Genomic DNA, 19,005 nt, shown 5'->3' with positions numbered 1-19,005 from the left:
GCTATTGCGGTGGCTACGATCCGATCAGAAGAATTACGTAATGACTTGGACGGCGCCCGCACCAGCATAGCCGGGCAATATTGTTGACGTTGTAGGCCCATGTTTGGATGTCGCTGCGGTGCAGGAGCTTTGGTGCAACGATGAGCACCGCTCGGGTGCATCCGTATGTTTGGCCTGTTCGCGCAGTACCTTAGGTTTGCCGGGCCTGATCGAGTCCGCAGGCAGGATGCCGCGTCACGTCATCCGCCAGCCTTGCGGCGGCCACCAACCCTATGGGAGGGTGGCCGTCGCAAGGGGCATGGTTATCACCGTAGGAGTGGCGATCAGCCGTTGACGCGGTCCTTGAGCGCCTTTGCCGGCGTAAAGCCGATCTTCTTCGATGCGGCGATCTGGATCGTCTCGCCCGTCGACGGATTGCGGCCCTCGCGCGCGGCGCTGTCCTTGATCTTGAACTTGCCGAAGCCGTTTAGCGAGATTTCCTCGCCGGCAACGGCTGCATCCGCGATTGCCGCGAACACGGCATCGACCAGGCTCTTGGCATCGGCCTTGCTCAGGTCGTTCGACGCGGCGATCTTCTCTACGAGGTCGGAATTGTTCATGGATCGACACCTTCATTCTGAAATGGAAGGCGCCCCCTACTGACAATCTGTCGCGCTGACTAGCGCCTGTGCAGACCAGCCGAAGGCGTATCCGCTTCCAGCGACCGGCTGTACGGAAGCCGCATGACCGAAGACGACACAGGCTGGGTTCGCACCGCGGTGTCGGCAGGTTGATATCTGCTAAGTATACGAACAACCCATTCGGAGGTCATATCGATAGCGAAATTAAGTATAACCGACCTTAAAAGCGGATATGAGGCAGCACGGGTGCCCAAATACATTTTGACAACGGGATCGACAGCGTGCTCAACGGGAGCGCCAGCGGATTCAGCTGGCGTGTTCGAAGCGATGTTGGTTACTTAAGTCTACATCCCCAATAGAGGCATTCACGCCAAGCGTTGCGATGCGACCTATCAGGTCTCGGCACCGGCTACACTCACACCAGTATGACGGTCATAGCGTCTGTCGCCGAGGATATGACGAACCAACACCACCGTATCTCGTTTGCAAACCCATCTTGCTTATCGTCATCGATCACCGCACGCGGCGATGCGGGGTCGGTTGGTCAACGGGGTTGCGACATCGGCCTGCGCTCGGGTGGTACCCACACCGATCACGCGGCCACGATCGCCGAGCCGTATCGGATTGAGCGGTAATGCCCAATATCGCGCGGCGTGGGCTGACCATCCTCCTTCTGCGTCTGCAAGGGACGTCGTTGATCCGGCCGGGCCTGCGGCGGCTGATGCTCAACCTTGCGGGGGCGGACATCCATCCGACCGCCATCGTCGAGCGCGGATGTCATCTCGGCAGCAATCTGCGCATGGGCGCGGGCACGATCCTCAACGCCTATGCCTTCGTCGATGGAAGTGAATGGCTCGTCCTCGAAGAAGGCGCGCGGGTGGCCGTTCGCGCGACGATCATCACCAAGACGCACGCCGTTGGCAGCGACCCCGACCGTCGGTCGGATCATTCGCGCAACACCGTCTTGCAGGTCGTCATCGGTCGCGGATCGTGGGTCGGCGCGGGATGCACCATCCTGCCCGGCTGCGACATCGCACCCGGCTGCGTCATCGCCGCGGGGACTGTCGTGAGCCGCCCGACCGAGCCCAACGGCCTCTACGTGGGCGGTGGCGGAATGCGGCGGGTCAAGGCGCTTCCGGCGTGACAGAACGGGACGCATAGCGGCAGGAAGCGTCCGGCCGGCCCACCATCCGTCGCCACACTCCAGGCTTGGTGCTCACCATCACCCGGCGTAGAGCCCGCGCATGCTCGATGCGCTCCACCATGTCGCCCTGATCTGCACCGATTACGATCGGTCGCGCCGCTTCTATGTCGAACTGCTCGGGCTCGAGTTGATCCACGAAGTGTATCGCGCCGAGCGGCAGTCGTGGAAGGCGGATCTGCGGATCGGCACGGCGCAGCTCGAACTCTTCTCGTTCCCGGCACCCGCCGCGCGGCCATCCTACCCGGAAGCGAGCGGTCTGCGGCATCTGGCGTTCAGCGTCGCCGATCTCGACCCGGTCGTCGCACGGCTCGAGGCGGCCGGTGTCGCGGTCGAGCCGATCCGCATCGATCCCTATACCGATCAGCGTTTTACCTTCTTCAGCGATCCCGACGGACTGCCGCTCGAACTCTACGAGACGCGGTAGTCAGGACTGGCGCGGCGTCCCGCATTTAGACACTGCTAACCATAAGATTCGTGCGTCGGAATCGTAAACGGCGCGTTAACTACCGTCATGCACGATACGAGTCTCGTCGCGCCCAGCGCACGCCATCCCTTCCGTCAGGCCTTTGTCGAATCGCGGATCGCGCGCGCGCGGACTCGCGACGATAGCGACGTGCGGCTGTTCGCGCTGAGCTTCGCCGCCTTCTTCATCTGCTTCTACACCTTCATCTTCTGAAGGTTCGCCGCGCGGCGACTCAGTCGCAGGCGAGATGGAGCTTGTAGGCGAGCCAGGCCGAGATCGGGCACATTGCCGCCACCACCAACAGCGTGTTCTCGGGGGACACGCCCGCGATCGCGAGACCCTGCACGCCGATCGCGCCGAGCGTCATCGCACCGGCATTGACGACGTTGTTGGCTGCCACGGTGCGCGCGGTCTGGTCCTTGGCCACGGTGGTGGTGAGGAAGGCGTAGAGCGGCACGACGAACATCCCGCCGGTCACCGCGATCCCGATCAACGAGGCGATGACGAGCGCGGCGCGTGGCGTCTCGATGAAGGTGATGACGTCGTACAGCGTCCCCGGAGGCGCCGCGGGCCACGAGCGGCACAGGAACGAGAAGGCGACGATGAAGCCGCCCATCGCGAGCACCGAGGCGGGCCCGTATTTTGCCGAGGTATGGCCCTTGAGCAGCGCGTTGATCAGCACCGAGCCGACCGCGACGCCGATCGAGAACAGGGCGATCATCAGCGTGAGCACGTGCTTGTCGGCGGTCAGCACGTTCTTGGCGAGCGGGTTGAAGACGATGATGAGGACCGCGCCCATCGTCCAGAAGAAGCTGATCGCGCAGATCGCCAGGAACAGGCGCCGGATGTGCATCGTGCCCGAGATCAGCCGCCACGACGAGGTGAAGGGGTTGTAGCTTACCACCAGTTCCTTGCCTTCGCGCAAGGCGGGCGGGACCTGGAGCGAGACGATCCAGCCGATCACGGCGACGATCAGCACGACGATCGCGGCATGCTGCACCGCCATGAAGCCGCCGAGCACGGTGCCGATCAGGATCGCGATATAGGTCGCCGATTCGACCAGCCCGGTGCCGCCGAGCACTTCGTCTTCATGCAGATGCTGCGGCAGGATCGCATATTTGATCGGGCCGAAGAACGCCGAATGCACGCCCAGGAACAGGACCGCCGCCAGCATCAGGATCAGGCCGGGGATGGTGTAGCCGCCCCACGCGATCATCAGGCCCGCCGCGCCGATGATCATGATGCCGATCTCCGCCAGCTTGACGATCCGGATGATCTTGGCCTTGTCGTGCGTATCCGCCAACTGGCCGGCGAGCGCCGACAGCAGGAAGAAGGGCAGGATCCCGATCGCGGTGGCGAACGCGGTGAAATTCTGTTCGAGCTTGGGGTCTGCAAAAATCTTGTAGATCGCGAATTGCACCATCACGGTCTTGAAGAGATTGTCGTTGAACGCGCCCAGGAACTGGGTGACGAACAAGGGCAGAAATCGGCGCTCTTTCAGCAAGCCGAGCGCGTTGAGCATGGTGTGTTCACGGCCTCGATGTGGCAGAATAAGGGCCGCCCATAGACTAGGCGGTATGGCGCCAGCAACCTGCTTCTGGTTTTTGGGGCGTTCGGATGGGGTTTCAAGGCGGCGATCCGACGGGTAGAGCGAGGTGGTGCTGACCTTGCCCAACCTGCTCACCCTGTCGCGGATCGTCGCGGTGCCCTTGCTCGCTTGGTTCCTGTGGTGGCCAGGCTGGGCCGACGGCTATGGTGCCGGGTTCGCCTTATATTGCCTGATGGCGATCACCGATTATTTCGACGGCTATCTCGCGCGGGCGCAGGGCACGGTGTCGAAGCTCGGCGTGTTCCTCGATCCGATCGCCGACAAGATCATGGTGGCCGCCGTCATCCTGCTGCTCGTCGGCACGCGCGACGGCAATCCCGCGATGATCCAGGGCGTGCATCAGATCGCTGCGCTGATCATCCTGCTCCGCGAGATCGCGGTGTCGGGGTTGCGCGAGTTTCTGGCGCAGCTGCAAGTCTCGGTGCCGGTGTCGAAGCTCGCGAAATGGAAGACGACGATCCAGCTCGTCGCGCTCGGCGCGCTGATTCTCGGCGGCGCGGTTCCGCAATATGCGTTCGTCGGGCAGGTCGGTCTGGTCGCGCTGTGGCTCGCCGCCGTGCTGACGGTGATGACCGGCTGGGACTATCTGCGCGCCGGTCTGAAATATATGGATTGAGCGATCGGCGCGCGGCATCGACGGATCGATGCCGCGCGCACGTTCTTAGCCGAGTTTGGGAAGCACGACGCCGTTGACGACGTGGACGACGCCGTTCGACTGCTTGACGTCCGCCGTCTCGATATAGCTCTTGTTGCCGTTGACGTCGGTCAGCTGCACCGCGCTGCCGACCGTCTCGACCACCAGCGGATCGCCCTCGACCGTGACCAGCGAGGCCTTGCCGCCGCCGGCCGTCACCTTAGCCTGCAGATCGGCGAGCGTGAGCGTGCCGGGGACGACGTGATAGGTCAGCACCTTGGCGAGCGTCGCCTTGTTCTCGGGCTTCATCAGCGTGGCGACGGTGCCGGGCGCGAGGCGCGTGAAGGCGTCATTGGTCGGCGCGAATACCGTGAACGGACCGGGGCCCGACAGCGTCGTCGCGAGACCGGCGGCCTTGACCGCGGTGACGAGCGTGCTGAGGTTCGGCGCTGCCGAGGCGTTTACGGCGATCGGCTTGGTCGCATCCATCACGGCGCCGCCGACGGTCGGGTTGGCACCCGCTGCGGGTGCGGCGGTTGCCGGGGCGGTCTGGCCCGTTGCGGGCATGCCCGCGGTCGGCGCGGTCTGCGTGCCGGCCGTTGCGGGGGCAGGGGCGGCAGGGGCTGGGGCGGTCTGTGCGGTTGCCGCAGCGCCGACGATCAGTGCTCCGGCCATCGCCGAAAGATAAAGGTTGGTCTTGAAGGTCATCCCGGTTCTCCACTCGATTGGGACGCGCGCTCGATGAACGGCGTGTCATAAATACGGTTCAGAGCCGAAATGGTTTCGTCACACGGCTTCGGCGAGCGCCGTGGCGAGCAATTGGAAGTCCTTTTCGCGGGGGGATCCGCGCCGCCAGACCAGCGCGATCTTGCGCGACGGATTGGCCGCGTCGAGCGGCCGCGCGACGAGGCTGGTATGGTCGAGAATGCCGGCATTGAGCGCCATTTCGGGCAGCATCGTCAGCCCCAGGCCATTGTCGATCATCTGCACGATGGTGTGGAGCGAGGTGCCGAGCATTGTCGCCTCGGCGCGCAGTTCGGGCCGTGCGCAGGCCGACAGCGCATGATCCTTGAGGCAATGCCCGTCCTCGAGCAGCAGCAGCCGCGTCTCGTCGATCTCCGATGGCGGCATCGCACGGTCGATATTGCCCATTTCGCCCGGCTGCCCCGCGACGAACAGGCGATCGTCGAACAGCGCCTGCGAGGCGACCTCGCCACAGGCGAAGGGAAGGGCGAGCAGCACGCAATCGGCGCGGCCATGATGCAGCCCCTCGCACGCCGCGCCGCTCGGCTCCTCGCGCAGGAACAGCTTGAGATCGGGATAATCGCGCCGCAGCCGCGGGAGGATGCGCGGCAGCATGAACGGCGCGATCGTCGGGATCACGCTCATCCGCATCTCGCCCGACAGCGGGCGCCCCGCGGCGCGCGCCATGTCGCCCAGCTCTTCCGCCTCGCGCAGCACGCGCCGCGCCTTGTCGGCGATGCGATCGCCGAGCGGTGTGAAGCGCACGACGCGGCGGGTGCGCTCGACCAGCGTCACGCCGATCAGCGTCTCGAGCTCGCGAATCCCCGCCGACAGCGTCGATTGCGTGACGAAACACGCTTCGGCCGCGCGGCCGAAATGGCCATGGTCCTGCAGCGCCGCGAGATATTGCAACTGCTTCAAGGTCGGGAGGTAGGTCGCCATTCATCGTTCCAATCGATCACTGGGCGCTAAATAACCCATTGGATCGATAAGAACAGTCCCTATATGGGGAGCGTAACGAGACGGCATGCAACGCCGCGCGTGAGGATGTCCGACGAGGCCCCATTTCTTCCAGGAGGCCCAAGACATGTTGACCATCGGCGACAAGCTCCCCGACTTTACCGTTCCCGTCCAGCAGGGCGTGTCCGCGCTCCCCGCCGGCGAGACGCTCAGCCAGGATGCGTTCCCGGGCAAGTGGAAGGTGCTGTTCTACTGGCCGAAGGATTTCACCTTCGTCTGCCCGACCGAGATCGTCGGCTATGCCGGCCTCAAGGGTGACTTCGAGGATCGCGACGCCGTGCTGATCGGCGCGTCGACCGACACCGCGCACGTCCACCTCGCCTGGCGCAAGTCTGACCACGATCTCGCCGCAGCCGACTTCCCGTGGCTGGCGGATAACGGTGGCGTGCTCGCGTCGCAGCTCGGCATTCTCGACAAGGACGAGCATGTCGCGTTCCGTGCGACCTTCATCATCGATCCGGACAACATCATCCAGGCGGTCCAGGTCAACGGCCTGAACGTCGGCCGCAACCCCGCCGAGACGCTCCGCGTGCTCGACGCGCTGCAGACCGACGAGCTCTGCCCGTGCAACTGGAACAAGGGCGACGACGTCCTCCAGGTCGCAGCGTAAGCGATCCAAATTCCCCTCCCGCTTGCGGGAGGGGATCGACCGCCATGCGGGGGTAAATCATGCCCCGCATGATTTAGAGATGCGCGGGGCGCATCTCGACCCCCGCATGGTGGTCGATGGGAGGGGCGTGCCGCGATACGGACGCCCCTTTTTCTATGTCAGGCCCTCCCCCAGCCCCCCCCCGCAAGCGGGAGGGGAGCAAGAAAGTAGAACCCAATGTCGCTCAAGGATTTCGCCGGGACGCTCCCGGATTTCGCCAAGGACATCCGCCTCAACGTCGGCTCGCTGCTCAACGAGGCGCATCTGCCCGACCAGCAGAAGTTCGGCCTGTTCCTGTGCTGCGCGCACGCCACCGGCTACAAGCCGCTGGTCGACGTGACCGAAGCGGAAGTCGCCTCGAAGCTGTCGCCCGAGGCCGCCAACGCCGCCCGCGCCGCTGCTGCCGTGATGGCGATGAACAATGTCTATTATCGCTTCACGCATCTCGCCGGGAATGCCGAATATCAGACGATGCCTGCCAAGCTGCGGATGAACGTGATCGGCCAGCCGGGCATCGAGAAGGTCGATTTCGAGCTGTTCAGCCTCGCCGTCTCGGCGATCAACGGCTGCGGCATGTGCATCGACAGCCACGAGCAGATCCTCAAGAAAGCCGGCGCCACCGCCGAGGCGATCCAGACCGCGGTGCGGATCGGTGCGGTGATGAAGGCCGTCGCGACGGTCCATTCGGCGATCAACTGACCGTTCTTAAGCCCCTCCCCTTCAGGGGAGGGGTTTGGGGTGGGGAAGTGCCTCGCAGAGATGGGGTGCCCGTTCCAGCCCCACCCCAACCCCTGCCCTAAAGGAGGGGCTTGCTCCTCATTTTGCGAGCGCCGACCACACCGAATAGGCGCTCGTCACCGTCAGCAGCCCGCCGACCATCGCCATCAGCTTGCGCGCGGGCACGCGCTTGGCAACCACCGCGCCGATCGGCGCCGCCAGCAGCCCGCCGATAAGGATGCCGAGCGTCTGCAGCGTGAAGGCCTTCAGCCCGAGCGTCGCGATGAAGGTCGCCGAGATCGTCGCGGTCAGGAAGAATTCCGACGTATTGACCGTGCCGATCGTCGTGCGCGGCGCAGCACCCTGGACGAGCAGGTTCGAGGTCACCACCGGACCCCAGCCGCCGCCGCCCGCGGCATCGAGGAAACCGCCGACCAGGCCGAGCGGCTCGATGATCTTGGGCCGCTTGGGCGTCACCGGCCCGCGATAGGCGCGGTAGAGCAGATACAGCCCCATCAGCGAGAGATAGGCCATCACGAACGGCCGCGCGACCGCGCCGTCGATATTGCTCAGCACATAGGCGCCGAGCGCGCCGCCGATCATCCCCGGGATCACCAGCCGCCGGAACAGCCGCCAATCGACGTTGCGATGCGCAATATGGCTGATCCCAGAAGCCGCGGTGGTGAAGGTCTCGACCGCATGGACGCTCGCCGAGGCGAGCGCCGGTGGCATCCCGAGCAGCACGACGAGCAGCGTATTGTTGATCACCCCGAACGCCATGCCGAGCGCGCCATCGACCACCTGCGCGGCGAAGCCGATCAGGATAAAGGGCAACATGGTCGCGAAAATCGCGGGAAAATCTAGGGTCGCAAGGTCTGGCATCATCAGCAGATCGCGCCTTTTTCCAAATCCCACAAGAAAGATGGGGTTTTGTTCGATAAAGTTGGCGACCGGATGCGCCTTTAATTCGACCGATCGAAGGACTAGATACCGCGCAGATGAAGGGGAAACCGCAATGATGGGACGATTGATCGCCTATCTCGATTCGATCAAGGCCCGCGATCCCGCCCCGCGTTCGCGGCTCGAGATCCTGACCTATCCCGGCGTGTGGGCGCTTGGCTATCACCGTATCGCGCACCGCCTGTTCAAGGCGCGGCTGTTCTTCCTGGCGCGCGCGGTGAATCATTTCTCGCGTTTCATGACCGCGATCGACATCCACCCCGGTGCGACGATCGGCCGCAATTTCTTCATCGACCACGGCTTCGTCGTGATCGGCGAGACCGCCGATATCGGCGACAACGTCACCATCTATCAGTGCGTCACGCTCGGCGGCACCAGCCCCGACAATGGCGTGGCCGGCAAGCGCCACCCGACCTTGTGCGACAATGTCATCATCGGTTCGGGCGCGCAGGTGCTCGGGCCGATCACGCTCAACAAGGGCTCGCGGGTCGGTGCCAATGCGGTGGTGACGCGCGACGTGGTCGAGGGTGCGGTGATGGTCGGCATCCCCGCCCGCGCGACGATGGTCGAGGGCGGGCAGAAGCCCGTCGAGTTCCTGGCGTACGGCACGCCGTGCCGCGACATGTTCGACCCCGCGACGCAGAAGGTCGAATTGCTGCGCTGCGAGCTCGAGACGATGCGCAAGCGGCTCGACGCCTTGCTGGTGGAAAATCACGACGTGCGCGATCGGGCTTGATGGGGACGATCACGCCCTTTCCGGGGCCGCGCGGCGCGCCGCTGCAGATCGGCTTCGAACGGCTCGAACTCAACCGCATCCTCGATCTTTACGGGCGCATGGTCGCCGCCGGGCTGTGGCGCGATTATGCGATCGATCTCGGCTATGAAGCGGCGGTCTTTGCGGCGTTCCGCCGCGCCGCCGAGCGCCCCGAGTTCCGGATCGAGAAGCGCCCGGCGCTGCGCAACAAGCAGGGGATGTGGGCGCTGATCGGCGAGCACGGCATGGTGCTCAAGCGCGGCCCCGAACTGGGGCCGGTACTCGCCCCGGTCGAGCGGCGGCTGATGAAGATCGTCGACTAACCGATCGCGGGGCAGGCAAATGTCGCCCCGGCCACGACGGCCGAGGCGACAGTACGGTCAGCCGCCCTGCAGCTTCTTGAGGATGCTCATCGACTGCTCGGCACCGTTCTGCGGGGTCATTTCGCCCGCACGGTCGGTGATCTCGGCCCAATGCGCCGCGATGCCCTCGGGCGAGAGATCGTCGCCGCTGAGCAGCTTGCCCTGCGTCAGCGTGACATAGGCCGCCTGGAACACGCCAGCGCCAGCGCCGATGATCATGTTGGTCGGCGACTCTTCCGACACGAGATAGAGCGCAGCGGGGGCGACCTTCTCGGGTGCGAAGGCGGCGAAGGCTTCTGCCGGGAAGAGATCCTCGGTCATCCGCGTGCCCGCGGTCGGCGCGATCGTGTTGACCTTGATGTTGTTCTTCGCGCCCTCGATCGCGAGCGTCTTGGTGAGACCCGCGAGGCCGAGCTTGGCCGCGCCGTAATTCGCCTGGCCGAAATTGCCGTAGAGCCCGGTCGACGACGCGGTCATCAGGATGCGGCCGTAATTCTGCGCGCGCATCGTGTCCCACACCGCCTTGGTGACATTGGCCGAACCGTTGAGATGCACGTCGATGACGAACTTGAAATCTGCCGGCTCCATCTTGGCGAAGCTCTTGTCGCGCAGCACGCCCGCATTGTTTATCAGGATGTGAACGCCGCCCCAGGTCTCCTTGGCCTTGGCGACCATTTCGACCATCTGCTCATATTCGGTGACGCTGCCGCCGTTCGAGATCGCCTCGCCGCCGGCGGCCTTGATTTCCTCGACGACCTTCAGCGCCGCGTCGCTATGCCCGGTGCCATCGCGCGAGCCGCCGAGATCGTTGACCACGACCTTCGCGCCGCGCTTCGCCAGCTCGAGCGCATAGGCGCGACCGAGACCGCCGCCGGCGCCGGTGACGATGGCGACCTTATCATCGAAACGGATGGACATGGATGGACTCCTCTAGGTGGTTTGAGGCGCGTCCTAGGCATTTGCGCGGCGCGTGCAAGCCGCGATCGGCATACTGCAGATACGAAAAGGCCGGCGTGCAGAGCTTCTGCACGCCGGCCGTAACGTCAAGTCTTACAGGCTGCTGCCGGAAGAATCCGGCGCGGCCTCAGCGCTTGTGCATGCGCTTCCCATGGACGCGCGCACCAGCCGCGTTCGAACGCTCGGTGCAGCCATCCTTCAGCGTCCGCGAGCAGGGCGGATAGTCGCCGGTCGCGGCCATCGGCGCTGCCGCTACGGGAGCAGCCGGCGCGGCCTGAGGCGCGGGCTGCGCCATTGCCGGATCAGCGGCCGGGGCGGCGGGCTGTGCCATTGCGGGGTCGGCGGCCGGAGCGGGCTGGCCGGGGGCGGGCTGCTGCGCCGGCTGGCTCATCGAAGTGTCGGGGGTCGCCGGGGCGGGCGTGGTCTGCGCCAGAGCGGGCATGGCGACGGCAGCGGCGAGCGCCGCGAACATCATGATTTTCATACGGGGTCTCCTGCGAACGGGCAGCCTTGTGTGCTGCTCGTCCGGTCCAACGCACATTGTGCCGCATGGGTCCCAATAATCTTTACGCTCCCGAATCGAGTGCGTACCCCGCCGAGCGCACCGTGCGGATGATATCGGGCCGGTCGCCACGGTTGATCGCCTTGCGCAGCCGCCGGATATGGACGTCGACGGTGCGGCTCTCGATGTCGCTGTCATGCCCCCACACCGCATCGAGCAGCCGCTCGCGCGAGAACACCCAGCCGGGATGTTCGAGGAAATGCTTGAGCAGCCGGAACTCGGTCGGCCCGAGCGGGATGACCTCGCCCGAACGGCGGACCTTGTGGCCGACCGTGTCCATCTCGATGTCCGAATAGGTGAGCTGCTCGCCCGCCAGCGCGGGCCGCACGCGCCGCAGCACCGCGCCGACACGCGCGACGAGTTCGCGCGGGGAGAAGGGCTTGGTGACATAGTCGTCGGCACCGGTCTCGAGCCCGCGGACGCGATCTTCTTCCTCGCCGCGCGCGGTCAGCATGATGATCGGCACGTTGGCGGTCTCGGGCATCCGGCGCAGGCGGCGGCACACTTCGATCCCCGAGAGGCCCTCGACCATCCAGTCGAGCAGCACGATGTCGGGCGTGTTCTCCTTGGCGAGCAGCAACGCCTCCTCGCCGTCGGGCGTCTGCGCGATTTCGAAATCCTCGCGCTTGAAGTGCCAGATCAGCAGCTCGGCGAGCGCCGCATCGTCTTCCACCAGCAGCATTTTGGCGCGGGCCATATCGTTTACTCCGTCAGGCTGGGAAGGGCGCCACGGTCACGTTCGACCATGTGCGTACCGGTTGCGGCGTAGTAGATCATCTCGGCGATGTTCGTTGCGTGGTCACCGACGCGTTCGAGATTCTTGGCGATGAAGAGCAGTTGCGTGACCTGGCCGATCGTCCGCGGATTCTCCATCATGTGGGTGACGAGGACGCGGAACAGGCTGTTGTAGAAATCATCGACCTCGCGGTCGCGCCGGCAGACTTCGACCGCGGCATCGGCATCGCGCGCGGCAAACGCGTCGAGCGCGTCGTGCACCATCCGCACCGCCAGCGCCGACATCGCGGGGAGCACCGACAGCGGCTCGATCTCGCCATGGCTTTCGATCGACGGGATGCGCTTGGCGATGTTCTTGGCATAGTCGCCGATCCGCTCGATCACGCCGGCGATCTTCAGCGCGGCGACGACTTCGCGCAGATCGTCGGCGAGCGGCGCGCGCAAGGCGATGATCCGCACCGCGAGCTGTTCGACCTCGAGCTCGAGCGCGTCGAGTTTCTTGTCGCCCGCGATGATGCGTTGCGCGCCTTCGAGGTCGTGACGACGCAGCGCTTCCATCGCGCCGGCGATGGCATGCTCGGCCATTCCGCCCATCTGCGCGATGAGACCGCGGAGCTGGCCGATATCGGCGTCGAAAGCCTTAACCGTATGATCGTTCAATGGCATGTCCTCTCAACCGTACCGGCCGGTGATGTAATCCTTGGTACGTTCCTGCCGAGGATTGGTGAAGATGTCCGACGTCGCACCATATTCGACCACGCTGCCGAGGTGGAAGAAAGCGGTGCGCTGCGAAACGCGCGCGGCTTGCTGCATGTTGTGCGTGACGATCACGATCGCATAGCGGCCCTTGAGTTCGTGGATCAGTTCCTCGATCTTGGCGGTGGCGATCGGATCGAGTGCCGAGCACGGCTCGTCCATCAGGATCACTTCGGGATCGACCGCGATCGCGCGCGCGATGCACAGCCGCTGCTGCTGGCCGCCCGACAGCGCGGTGCCGCTGTCGGTGAGGCGGTCCTTGACCTCGTCCCATAGGCCGGCGCGGCGCAGCGATTGCTCGACGATCGCGCTGAGCTGGCTCTTGTTGCCGGCGAGGCCATGGATGCGCGGACCGTAGGCGACGTTCTCGAAGATCGATTTGGGGAACGGATTGGGCTTCTGGAACACCATGCCGACGCGGGCGCGGAGTTGCACGACGTCCATCTCGGGGGCGTAGATGTCCTCGCCGTCGAGCGTGATGTCGCCCTCGACCTTCGCCGCCGCGATCGTGTCGTTCATGCGGTTGAGCGTGCGCAGGAAGGTCGACTTGCCGCAGCCGGAAGGGCCGATCAGCGAGGTGACGTGATCCGACCCGAAATCGAGCGACACGTCGTCGATCGCCTTCTTCGCGCCGTACCAGACGGTGACGTGCTGCGCGGATATCTTGGGATGGTTGGTCAGGGTCACCAGCGGGTCTCGAATTTGTTGCGGAGGTAGATCGCGAAGCCGTTCATCGCGAGCAGGAAGGCGAGCAGGACGATGATCGCCGCGCTGGTCTTTTCGACGAAGCCGCGATCGATCTGATCGGACCATAGGAAGATCTGCACCGGCAGCACGGTCGCCGGATCGGTCAGCCGCGCGGGCGGCGAGGCGATGAAGGCGCGCATGCCGATCATCAGCAGCGGCGCGGTCTCGCCGAGCGCGCGCGCCATGCCGATGATCGTGCCGGTGAGGATGCCGGGCAAAGCGAGCGGCAGAACGTGGTGGAAGACGACCTGGATCGGGCTCGCGCCGACGCCGAGCGCTGCATCGCGGATCGAGGGTGGGACGCCCTTGATCGCGTTGCGGCCCGAGATGACGATCACCGGCATCGTCATCAGCGCGAGCGTCAGGCCACCGACGATCGACGCCGAGCGCGGCAGACCGAACGTGCCGAGGAACACCGCGAGCCCGAGCAGGCCGAAGATGATCGAGGGCACCGCGGCGAGATTGTTGATCGAGACCTCGATCAGATCGGTCCAGCGGTTCCGCGGCGCATATTCCTCGAGATAGAGCGCCGAGAGCACGCCGACCGGGAAGGCGATCAGCAGCGTCACGAGCATCGTGAACAGCGACCCCTTGAACGCGCCCCAGATCCCTGCGCGCGTCGGATCGTTCGAATCCGACGCGGTGAGGAAGGGGAGGTTGAAACCAGTCGAGATCGCGTGCCGCGCCTGCAACTTCGCGACGATCGCTTCAGCTGCGGGATCGCCCTGGCGCTTGGCGGCGACGTCGAGCGTATCCGCGGCGGGCACCCAGATCGTCGTGCGCGCGGTGAGCAGCGCCGGGTCGTGCTTCAACGCTTGGCGCACGCGCAGCCAGCCGCCGTCGGACACCCAGCGATCGCCGTCGGGGCCGAATGCGGCCCGGGCCGAGCTGTCGGTCAGGCCCTCGATATTGGCGGTCGACAGCGCGAGATCGGCGCCGGGTCCGCGCAGTTCGGCCGGCGTCAGCAGCAGGCCCGAATGCGCGAAATCGACGGGCAGCGCGATCCGCGTCTGCAGGAACCCGCTCGCGCCGTTATAGACCATCGTCACGAGCAAGACCGCGAGGAACCCCGCCGACAGCACGACCGCGGCAAGCCCGAGCAGCCGGAAGCGGCGCTCGGATGCGTAGCGCTTGCGGATGCGGCGCTGCATCGACTGCGTGCGCCAATCGGTCGGCGCGCGTTCGGGCTGGGCGGGCGCGGTGGTCGCGACGCCGGGGACGAGTCCGCTCAGGGTGGGGGCGTCACTCATAAGCTTCGCGATACCGTTTCACGACCGTCAGCGCGACGATGTTGAGGAGCAGGGTGATGACGAACAGCGTGAGCCCCAGCGCAAAGGCGGCGAGCGTCTTCGGGCTGTCGAACTCGGCCTCGCCGGTGAGCAGATCGACGATCTGCTTGGTGACGGTGGTCGCGCTGGCGAACGGGTTGAGCGTCAGCGTTGCGACTCCGCTCGCGGCCATCACCACGATCATCGTCTCACCGATCGCGCGGCTGACCGCCAGCAACACGCCGCCTACGACGCCCGGCAGGGCGGCGGGGAGAAGCACCCGACGGATCGTCTCGGACGAGGTCGCGCCCATCGCGAGGCTCCCGTCGCGCATCGCACCCGGCACCGCGGCAAGCGAATCGTCGGCCATCGAGGAGACGAACGGGATGATCATCACCCCCATCACCAGCCCTGCGGCGAGCGCGCTTTCCGAACTCGCCCAGGTAATGCCAAGCGACACCGCAACGTCGCGCACCGCAGGCGCGACCGTCAGCGCGGCGAAATAGCCGTAGACGACGGTCGGCACGCCCGCGAGCACCTCGAGAATCGGCTTCATCCAGCGGCGCGCGCGCGGCGTCGCATATTGCGTGAGGTACACCGCGCTCATCAGCCCGAACGGGATCGCGACGAGCATCGCGATCACCGCGCCGATGAAGAAGGTGCCCCAGAACAGCGGCACCGCGCCGAGCGTCTTGCCCGGATCGGCCGGGTCGATGACCTGCGGGCTCCAGTGCGTTCCGAACAGGAAATCACCGATCGGCACGACGCTGAAGAAGCGCCACGATTCGAACAGCAGCGACGCGACGATCCCCATCGTGGTCACGATCGCAATCAGCGAGGCGGCGAGCAGGCACGCCATCACGACGCGCTCGATCTTGCTGCGCGCGCGGAAATCGGGGCGGACGCGGGTATAGGCGAATCCGCCCGTCGCGAAGACGAGAAGCAAGGCGACCGCCGACCCGATCCAGTCGTTGCGGTTCTGCGCGGCGGCATAGGCCGGGGCGAGCTTCTGCGACAGCGGGTTGAACGCACCGAAGCTGTTGCCCGCGGCCAGGCTGCGCGCTTCGGACAGGATCGCGGCGCGATCGAACCCCGGCGGCGGCAGTTGCGCTGCGGCGGGGTCGTGCAACACCCGGTCGGTCACCAGCGCGGGCGAGGTCGACGCCCAGACGCACAGGAACAACGCGGCGGGCAACACCGTCCACAAGGCGACATAGCCGCCGAAATGCGACGGCAGCGAGCTGAACCGCGCGGTGCTGCCGCGGCGAAAGCCGACGGCGCGCATCCGCGCCGTCAGCCAGCCGATCAGGCCGAGCCCCGCGATGACGAGGGATAGAGTAAGAATCGACAAAGCGGGTGTTTCGACTTCGTGTTCGAGGTGAGGAAAAGGCGATCAGAGCAGCTTGGAGGGATCCAGCGTCGCTTCGGCCTTGATGATCTGCGCGCTGCGCTTGCGGACGTCGTCGGGCGCGGCGATCAGCCCCTTGGCGACAAGCGGACCCTTGGGATCCCACGACTGCGCATAGACTGCGAGGAATTCGCGCAGGCCCTTGATCGCGGTGAGATGCGCCTTCTTGACGTAGAGGTAGAGCGGCCGCGAGCCCGGATAGGCGCCGCGCGCGATCGTCTCATAGGTCGGCTCGACCCCGTTGATCGGCACGCCGTTGAGCTTGTCCTTGTTCTGCTCGAGATACGAATAGCCGAAGATGCCGATCGCATTGGGGTTCGACTGGAGCTTCTGGACGATCAGATTGTCGTTCTCGCCGGCATCGATATAGGCGCCGTCCTCGCGGATCGCGGTGCAGCTCTTGGCATAGCCAGCGGCATCGTTCTCCTTCTTTTCGGCGAGCGCCGGGTTGATCGCGTCGCAGCCCTTGGCGAGGATCAGCTCGGCCAGCGCATCGCGCGTGCCGCTGGTCGAGGGCGGGCCGTAGACCTGGATCGGGATCGCCGGGAGCGCCGGATTGACGTCCTTCCACGTCTTGGCGGTGTTGGGCTGGCCCATCGGGCTGGCGGCGAGCGCCTTGTAGAGATCGACCGCGGTCAGCTGCAGCTTCGGGCCGTTCTTCGATTCGGCGAAGGCGACGCCGTCGAGCCCGACCTGGACCTCCAGGATCGCATCGACGCCATTGTCCTTGCACAGCCGATATTCGCTCGCCTTCATCCGGCGCGAGGCGTCCTCGATGTCGGGATGCGCCGCACCGACTCCGGCGCAGAACAATTTCATCCCGCCGCCGGTGCCGGTCGATTCGATCGCGGGTGATTTCATGCCCGGCGTCTTGTTGATCAGCTGCTCGGCGACGATCGTGGTGAAGGGGAACACCGTCGACGAACCGACGACGGTGATATGGTCGCGCGAACCCGCACCCCCGCCATTCGCCTGATCCTGACAGGCACTCAGTGCCAACGCTGCCGCACCGCAGGCGGCAAGAGCGATGATCGCGCGTTTCCGGTTCATGGAATCTCCCCTCGGACCGGATGGTCCGTAGAGTCGCGATAGCAGTGCGACAGGCAGCCTGTGTGACACTGTCGTTACCGTTTGATGACAGTGCCCGTCTGACCGTGTGCAGGAAGCAGAATTGTCACGGTTGTTCCCGTGCCGACGACGCTCGCCACGTCGAAGCGGCCGCGGTGCCGCTCGATGATATGCTTGACGATCGCGAGGCCGAGCCCGGTCCCGCCGGCCGCACGGCTGCGGCCGGGATCGACGCGATAGAAGCGCTCGGTGAGGCGCGGCAGATGCTCGGGCGCGATGCCTTCGCCCTCGTCGGTCACGCTGATCCGCACCATCCCCGCCGGATCGCGCCAAAGCTTGACCGTCACCGGCGTGCCAGCGCGACCATATTTCATCGCGTTGCCGATGAGATTGTGGAGCACCTGGCTCAACTGCGCGCGGTCGCCGGCGACTGCGGGGACGCTCAGGTCGATATCGGCGACGATGTCGCTGCTGCGCTTGTCCTGCGCGTCGAGCAGTTCGGAGCGGACTTCGCCGATCAGCGCGCCGACATCGACCGCGCGATCGGGCAGGCGATATTTCTCCGCCTCGATCCGGCTGAGCGAGATGAGATCCTCGACCAGCCGCTGCATCCGCCGCGCTTCGTCGAACATGATCTTGAGGAAGCGACCGCGGACCTGCGCGTCCTCGCCCGCTTTGTCGTCGCCGAGCGTCTCGATATAGCCGAGGATCGAGGCGAGCGGGGTGCGCAGTTCGTGGCTGGCATTGGCGACGAAATCGACCCGCATCCGCTCGGCGGCGTAATTGCCGGTGCGATCGACCAGCTGGACGATGCGCTGCCCGCGCGCTGCCGGGCTGACGTGCATTTCCCAATGCTGGTCGAGCGTGCCGAGTCCGACCAGGTTGATCGGCCCTTGCGACGTCTCTCCGGCGGGGCCTGCGAGCCGCTCGGCGGCGCCGGGGTGGCGGATCGCGACGCGGACATCCTCGCCGACGATATGCTTGCCGAGCAGCCCGAGCGCCACCGCATTGGCGTGCGTGACGCGGCCTTCGGCGACGATCAGCACGGGTTCGACGATTGCCTCGATCACGTCCTGGGTCTCGGGCGGCACGAGCACGGCGGGTGCGGGGACGGGGCGGGGCGTCTCGATCGGGCCGTCGCCGGTTCCCGTCGCGACGAGCGCCGCCGCGATCCCGCCGACCAGCGTGACCAATGCCGGCTGCAGATCGCCCGCGAGCAGAAACACCGCGATCGCTGCGACGACGATGAGGCCGATCGCCGTGATCGTACGAGAACCGAAACCTTGGAGCATTTGGCTGCCTTAGCCCAAAGATGCTTAAGCTCGATAGCCTTGCTTGCCAGCGATTTGCGAATGTGAAATGGCTGTCACCATGACCGACGTTCCGCCCGAAAGCCCCAATGCAACGCGTCGCCGCGCGCTCATGCTAGGCGCGGCCGGTGCCGCCGCGGTGGTTTCGATCCGTCCGGCGCTCGCCGCGACCACCGCGTCGATCTCGACCTGTGAGATCCCGGTGCCCGATCCGGGGCGGGCGGGCAGTTACATCGCCGCCGACGGCACCACCGTGCCCGCGCGGACCCCGGGCGCGTTCGCGCCGCCGGGGCGGCCGTTCAAGGGCGAAGAGGTCAAGACTGCGCTCGCCGGCGGGCAGCTGCCGGGGACGAACTACCAGCAGAGCCGCGCCTACACCAATTACATCCGGCGGCTGCAATCGGGGACGAGCGGCTTCACCTGCTTCGCGTCGTTGCAGATGCCGCGCGGCTGAGGCC

General features: G+C 65.7%; 23 protein-coding genes. 9 read left to right on the top strand and 14 right to left on the bottom strand.

Annotation, left to right across the window (positions count from 1 at the left end):
• Window positions 1-323: 323 nt before the first annotated feature.
• A complete protein-coding gene (locus tag EAH76_RS07230) occupies window positions 324-599 on the bottom strand; it encodes an HU family DNA-binding protein (protein ID WP_140849550.1) in 276 nt (91 codons plus the stop codon).
• 655 nt (window positions 600-1,254) lie between these two features.
• Here EAH76_RS07230 and EAH76_RS07225 point away from each other — a divergent pair.
• From EAH76_RS07225 to EAH76_RS24140, 3 genes are all read left to right on the top strand, one after another.
• Window positions 1,255-1,764 (top strand): acyltransferase, encoded by a 510-nt coding sequence (locus EAH76_RS07225; protein WP_140849548.1) that lies wholly within the window; start codon window positions 1,255-1,257, stop codon window positions 1,762-1,764.
• Window positions 1,765-1,864: 100 nt separating this feature from the next.
• Window positions 1,865-2,248: an SMU1112c/YaeR family gloxylase I-like metalloprotein gene (gene gloA2, locus EAH76_RS07220; RefSeq protein WP_140849546.1), complete on the top strand. Its 384-nt coding sequence runs from the start codon at window positions 1,865-1,867 to the stop codon at window positions 2,246-2,248.
• 87 nt (window positions 2,249-2,335) lie between these two features.
• On the top strand, window positions 2,336-2,500 hold the full coding sequence (locus EAH76_RS24140; protein WP_170208004.1) for a hypothetical protein: 165 nt from the start codon (window positions 2,336-2,338) through the stop codon (window positions 2,498-2,500).
• 19 nt (window positions 2,501-2,519) lie between these two features.
• Here the strand turns inward: EAH76_RS24140 and EAH76_RS07215 are convergent, their stop codons facing one another.
• Window positions 2,520-3,809, bottom strand: a complete 1,290-nt coding sequence (locus EAH76_RS07215; protein ID WP_140849544.1) for an MFS transporter — start codon at window positions 3,807-3,809, stop codon at window positions 2,520-2,522.
• 136 nt (window positions 3,810-3,945) lie between these two features.
• Between EAH76_RS07215 and pgsA the strand changes: the two genes are divergently transcribed.
• Window positions 3,946-4,512 (top strand): CDP-diacylglycerol--glycerol-3-phosphate 3-phosphatidyltransferase, encoded by a 567-nt coding sequence (gene pgsA / locus EAH76_RS07210; RefSeq protein WP_140849543.1) that lies wholly within the window; start codon window positions 3,946-3,948, stop codon window positions 4,510-4,512.
• 45 nt (window positions 4,513-4,557) lie between these two features.
• Here the strand turns inward: pgsA and EAH76_RS07205 are convergent, their stop codons facing one another.
• Window positions 4,558-5,238 (bottom strand): fasciclin domain-containing protein, encoded by a 681-nt coding sequence (locus EAH76_RS07205; protein WP_140849541.1) that lies wholly within the window; start codon window positions 5,236-5,238, stop codon window positions 4,558-4,560.
• A 78-nt stretch (window positions 5,239-5,316) separates the two neighbouring features.
• Window positions 5,317-6,216, bottom strand: a complete 900-nt coding sequence (locus EAH76_RS07200; protein ID WP_140849539.1) for a hydrogen peroxide-inducible genes activator — start codon at window positions 6,214-6,216, stop codon at window positions 5,317-5,319.
• A gap of 145 nt (window positions 6,217-6,361) precedes the next feature.
• On the opposite strand from EAH76_RS07200, the gene EAH76_RS07195 reads away from it, so the two are divergent.
• Window positions 6,362-6,904, top strand: a complete 543-nt coding sequence (locus EAH76_RS07195) for a peroxiredoxin (RefSeq protein ID WP_140849537.1) — start codon at window positions 6,362-6,364, stop codon at window positions 6,902-6,904.
• Window positions 6,905-7,120: 216 nt separating this feature from the next.
• Window positions 7,121-7,642 (top strand): carboxymuconolactone decarboxylase family protein, encoded by a 522-nt coding sequence (locus tag EAH76_RS07190; protein ID WP_133188905.1) that lies wholly within the window; start codon window positions 7,121-7,123, stop codon window positions 7,640-7,642.
• Window positions 7,643-7,759: 117 nt separating this feature from the next.
• On the opposite strand, the gene EAH76_RS07185 is transcribed toward EAH76_RS07190, so the two are convergent.
• On the bottom strand, window positions 7,760-8,542 hold the full coding sequence (locus EAH76_RS07185; protein ID WP_140849535.1) for a sulfite exporter TauE/SafE family protein: 783 nt from the start codon (window positions 8,540-8,542) through the stop codon (window positions 7,760-7,762).
• Between the two features lie 133 nt (window positions 8,543-8,675).
• On the opposite strand from EAH76_RS07185, the gene epsC reads away from it, so the two are divergent.
• The gene (gene epsC, locus EAH76_RS07180; RefSeq protein WP_194150950.1) at window positions 8,676-9,356 is read left to right on the top strand and encodes a serine O-acetyltransferase EpsC; all 681 of its coding nucleotides are present in this window, start codon (window positions 8,676-8,678) and stop codon (window positions 9,354-9,356) included.
• Complete coding sequence (locus EAH76_RS07175; protein ID WP_140849531.1) at window positions 9,356-9,697, top strand: DUF2794 domain-containing protein; 342 nt, start codon at window positions 9,356-9,358, stop codon at window positions 9,695-9,697. Before epsC ends, EAH76_RS07175 begins: the two co-directional genes overlap by 1 nt.
• Window positions 9,698-9,754: 57 nt before the next feature.
• Here EAH76_RS07175 and EAH76_RS07170 read toward each other — a convergent pair whose 3' ends face one another.
• The 9 genes from EAH76_RS07170 to EAH76_RS07130 all read right to left on the bottom strand — a co-directional run bounded on the left by EAH76_RS07170 (window position 9,755) and on the right by EAH76_RS07130 (window position 18,529).
• Window positions 9,755-10,654: an SDR family NAD(P)-dependent oxidoreductase gene (locus tag EAH76_RS07170; RefSeq protein ID WP_140849528.1), complete on the bottom strand. Its 900-nt coding sequence runs from the start codon at window positions 10,652-10,654 to the stop codon at window positions 9,755-9,757.
• A 166-nt stretch (window positions 10,655-10,820) separates the two neighbouring features.
• Window positions 10,821-11,177, bottom strand: a complete 357-nt coding sequence (locus EAH76_RS07165; RefSeq protein WP_140849526.1) for a hypothetical protein — start codon at window positions 11,175-11,177, stop codon at window positions 10,821-10,823.
• A gap of 82 nt (window positions 11,178-11,259) precedes the next feature.
• On the bottom strand, window positions 11,260-11,952 hold the full coding sequence (phoB, locus tag EAH76_RS07160; RefSeq protein ID WP_010187105.1) for a phosphate regulon transcriptional regulator PhoB: 693 nt from the start codon (window positions 11,950-11,952) through the stop codon (window positions 11,260-11,262).
• Window positions 11,953-11,957: 5 nt separating this feature from the next.
• On the bottom strand, window positions 11,958-12,656 hold the full coding sequence (phoU, locus tag EAH76_RS07155; protein WP_140849524.1) for a phosphate signaling complex protein PhoU: 699 nt from the start codon (window positions 12,654-12,656) through the stop codon (window positions 11,958-11,960).
• 6 nt (window positions 12,657-12,662) lie between these two features.
• On the bottom strand, window positions 12,663-13,433 hold the full coding sequence (gene pstB, locus EAH76_RS07150; RefSeq protein WP_140849521.1) for a phosphate ABC transporter ATP-binding protein PstB: 771 nt from the start codon (window positions 13,431-13,433) through the stop codon (window positions 12,663-12,665).
• On the bottom strand, window positions 13,430-14,644 hold the full coding sequence (gene pstA / locus EAH76_RS07145; RefSeq protein ID WP_431357985.1) for a phosphate ABC transporter permease PstA: 1,215 nt from the start codon (window positions 14,642-14,644) through the stop codon (window positions 13,430-13,432). Before pstA ends, pstB begins: the two co-directional genes overlap by 4 nt.
• 91 nt (window positions 14,645-14,735) lie before the next feature.
• Window positions 14,736-16,112 carry a phosphate ABC transporter permease subunit PstC gene (pstC, locus tag EAH76_RS07140; RefSeq protein ID WP_140849515.1) on the bottom strand — a complete coding sequence of 459 codons (1,377 nt, stop codon included), beginning with the start codon at window positions 16,110-16,112 and terminating at the stop codon, window positions 14,736-14,738.
• A 42-nt stretch (window positions 16,113-16,154) separates the two neighbouring features.
• Complete coding sequence (locus tag EAH76_RS07135) at window positions 16,155-17,219, bottom strand: substrate-binding domain-containing protein (protein WP_140849513.1); 1,065 nt, start codon at window positions 17,217-17,219, stop codon at window positions 16,155-16,157.
• A gap of 74 nt (window positions 17,220-17,293) precedes the next feature.
• Window positions 17,294-18,529, bottom strand: coding sequence for an ATP-binding protein (locus EAH76_RS07130; RefSeq protein ID WP_140849511.1), 1,236 nt, complete (start codon window positions 18,527-18,529; stop codon window positions 17,294-17,296).
• 79 nt (window positions 18,530-18,608) lie between these two features.
• Between EAH76_RS07130 and EAH76_RS07125 the strand changes: the two genes are divergently transcribed.
• Window positions 18,609-19,001, top strand: a complete 393-nt coding sequence (locus tag EAH76_RS07125; RefSeq protein WP_140849509.1) for a hypothetical protein — start codon at window positions 18,609-18,611, stop codon at window positions 18,999-19,001.
• Window positions 19,002-19,005 lie beyond the last annotated feature (4 nt).

It is taken from the genome of Sphingomonas glacialis (assembly GCF_006439055.1).
GTDB lineage: Bacteria > Pseudomonadota > Alphaproteobacteria > Sphingomonadales > Sphingomonadaceae > Sphingomonas > Sphingomonas glacialis_A.
The sequence above is the reverse complement of the archived record's forward strand: the minus strand, read 5'-3'. Positions and strand labels throughout refer to the sequence as shown.

What these genes read in the sequence shown, in the direction of transcription:
- EAH76_RS07230 (WP_140849550.1), bottom strand. Translation starts at nt 599, where the DNA reads ATGAACAATTCCGACCTCGTAGAGAAGATCGCCGCGTCGAACGACCTG.
- EAH76_RS07225 (WP_140849548.1), top strand. Translation starts at nt 1,255, where the DNA reads ATGCCCAATATCGCGCGGCGTGGGCTGACCATCCTCCTTCTGCGTCTG.
- gloA2 (WP_140849546.1), top strand. Translation starts at nt 1,865, where the DNA reads ATGCTCGATGCGCTCCACCATGTCGCCCTGATCTGCACCGATTACGAT.
- EAH76_RS24140 (WP_170208004.1), top strand. Translation starts at nt 2,336, where the DNA reads ATGCACGATACGAGTCTCGTCGCGCCCAGCGCACGCCATCCCTTCCGT.
- EAH76_RS07215 (WP_140849544.1), bottom strand. Translation starts at nt 3,809, where the DNA reads ATGCTCAACGCGCTCGGCTTGCTGAAAGAGCGCCGATTTCTGCCCTTG.
- EAH76_RS07205 (WP_140849541.1), bottom strand. Translation starts at nt 5,238, where the DNA reads ATGACCTTCAAGACCAACCTTTATCTTTCGGCGATGGCCGGAGCACTG.
- EAH76_RS07200 (WP_140849539.1), bottom strand. Translation starts at nt 6,216, where the DNA reads ATGGCGACCTACCTCCCGACCTTGAAGCAGTTGCAATATCTCGCGGCG.
- EAH76_RS07195 (WP_140849537.1), top strand. Translation starts at nt 6,362, where the DNA reads ATGTTGACCATCGGCGACAAGCTCCCCGACTTTACCGTTCCCGTCCAG.
- EAH76_RS07190 (WP_133188905.1), top strand. Translation starts at nt 7,121, where the DNA reads ATGTCGCTCAAGGATTTCGCCGGGACGCTCCCGGATTTCGCCAAGGAC.
- EAH76_RS07185 (WP_140849535.1), bottom strand. Translation starts at nt 8,542, where the DNA reads ATGCCAGACCTTGCGACCCTAGATTTTCCCGCGATTTTCGCGACCATG.
- epsC (WP_194150950.1), top strand. Translation starts at nt 8,676, where the DNA reads ATGATGGGACGATTGATCGCCTATCTCGATTCGATCAAGGCCCGCGAT.
- EAH76_RS07175 (WP_140849531.1), top strand. Translation starts at nt 9,356, where the DNA reads ATGGGGACGATCACGCCCTTTCCGGGGCCGCGCGGCGCGCCGCTGCAG.
- EAH76_RS07170 (WP_140849528.1), bottom strand. Translation starts at nt 10,654, where the DNA reads ATGTCCATCCGTTTCGATGATAAGGTCGCCATCGTCACCGGCGCCGGC.
- EAH76_RS07165 (WP_140849526.1), bottom strand. Translation starts at nt 11,177, where the DNA reads ATGAAAATCATGATGTTCGCGGCGCTCGCCGCTGCCGTCGCCATGCCC.
- phoB (WP_010187105.1), bottom strand. Translation starts at nt 11,952, where the DNA reads ATGGCCCGCGCCAAAATGCTGCTGGTGGAAGACGATGCGGCGCTCGCC.
- phoU (WP_140849524.1), bottom strand. Translation starts at nt 12,656, where the DNA reads ATGCCATTGAACGATCATACGGTTAAGGCTTTCGACGCCGATATCGGC.
- pstA (WP_431357985.1), bottom strand. Translation starts at nt 14,644, where the DNA reads ATGCAGCGCCGCATCCGCAAGCGCTACGCATCCGAGCGCCGCTTCCGG.
- EAH76_RS07135 (WP_140849513.1), bottom strand. Translation starts at nt 17,219, where the DNA reads ATGAACCGGAAACGCGCGATCATCGCTCTTGCCGCCTGCGGTGCGGCA.
- EAH76_RS07130 (WP_140849511.1), bottom strand. Translation starts at nt 18,529, where the DNA reads ATGCTCCAAGGTTTCGGTTCTCGTACGATCACGGCGATCGGCCTCATC.
- EAH76_RS07125 (WP_140849509.1), top strand. Translation starts at nt 18,609, where the DNA reads ATGACCGACGTTCCGCCCGAAAGCCCCAATGCAACGCGTCGCCGCGCG.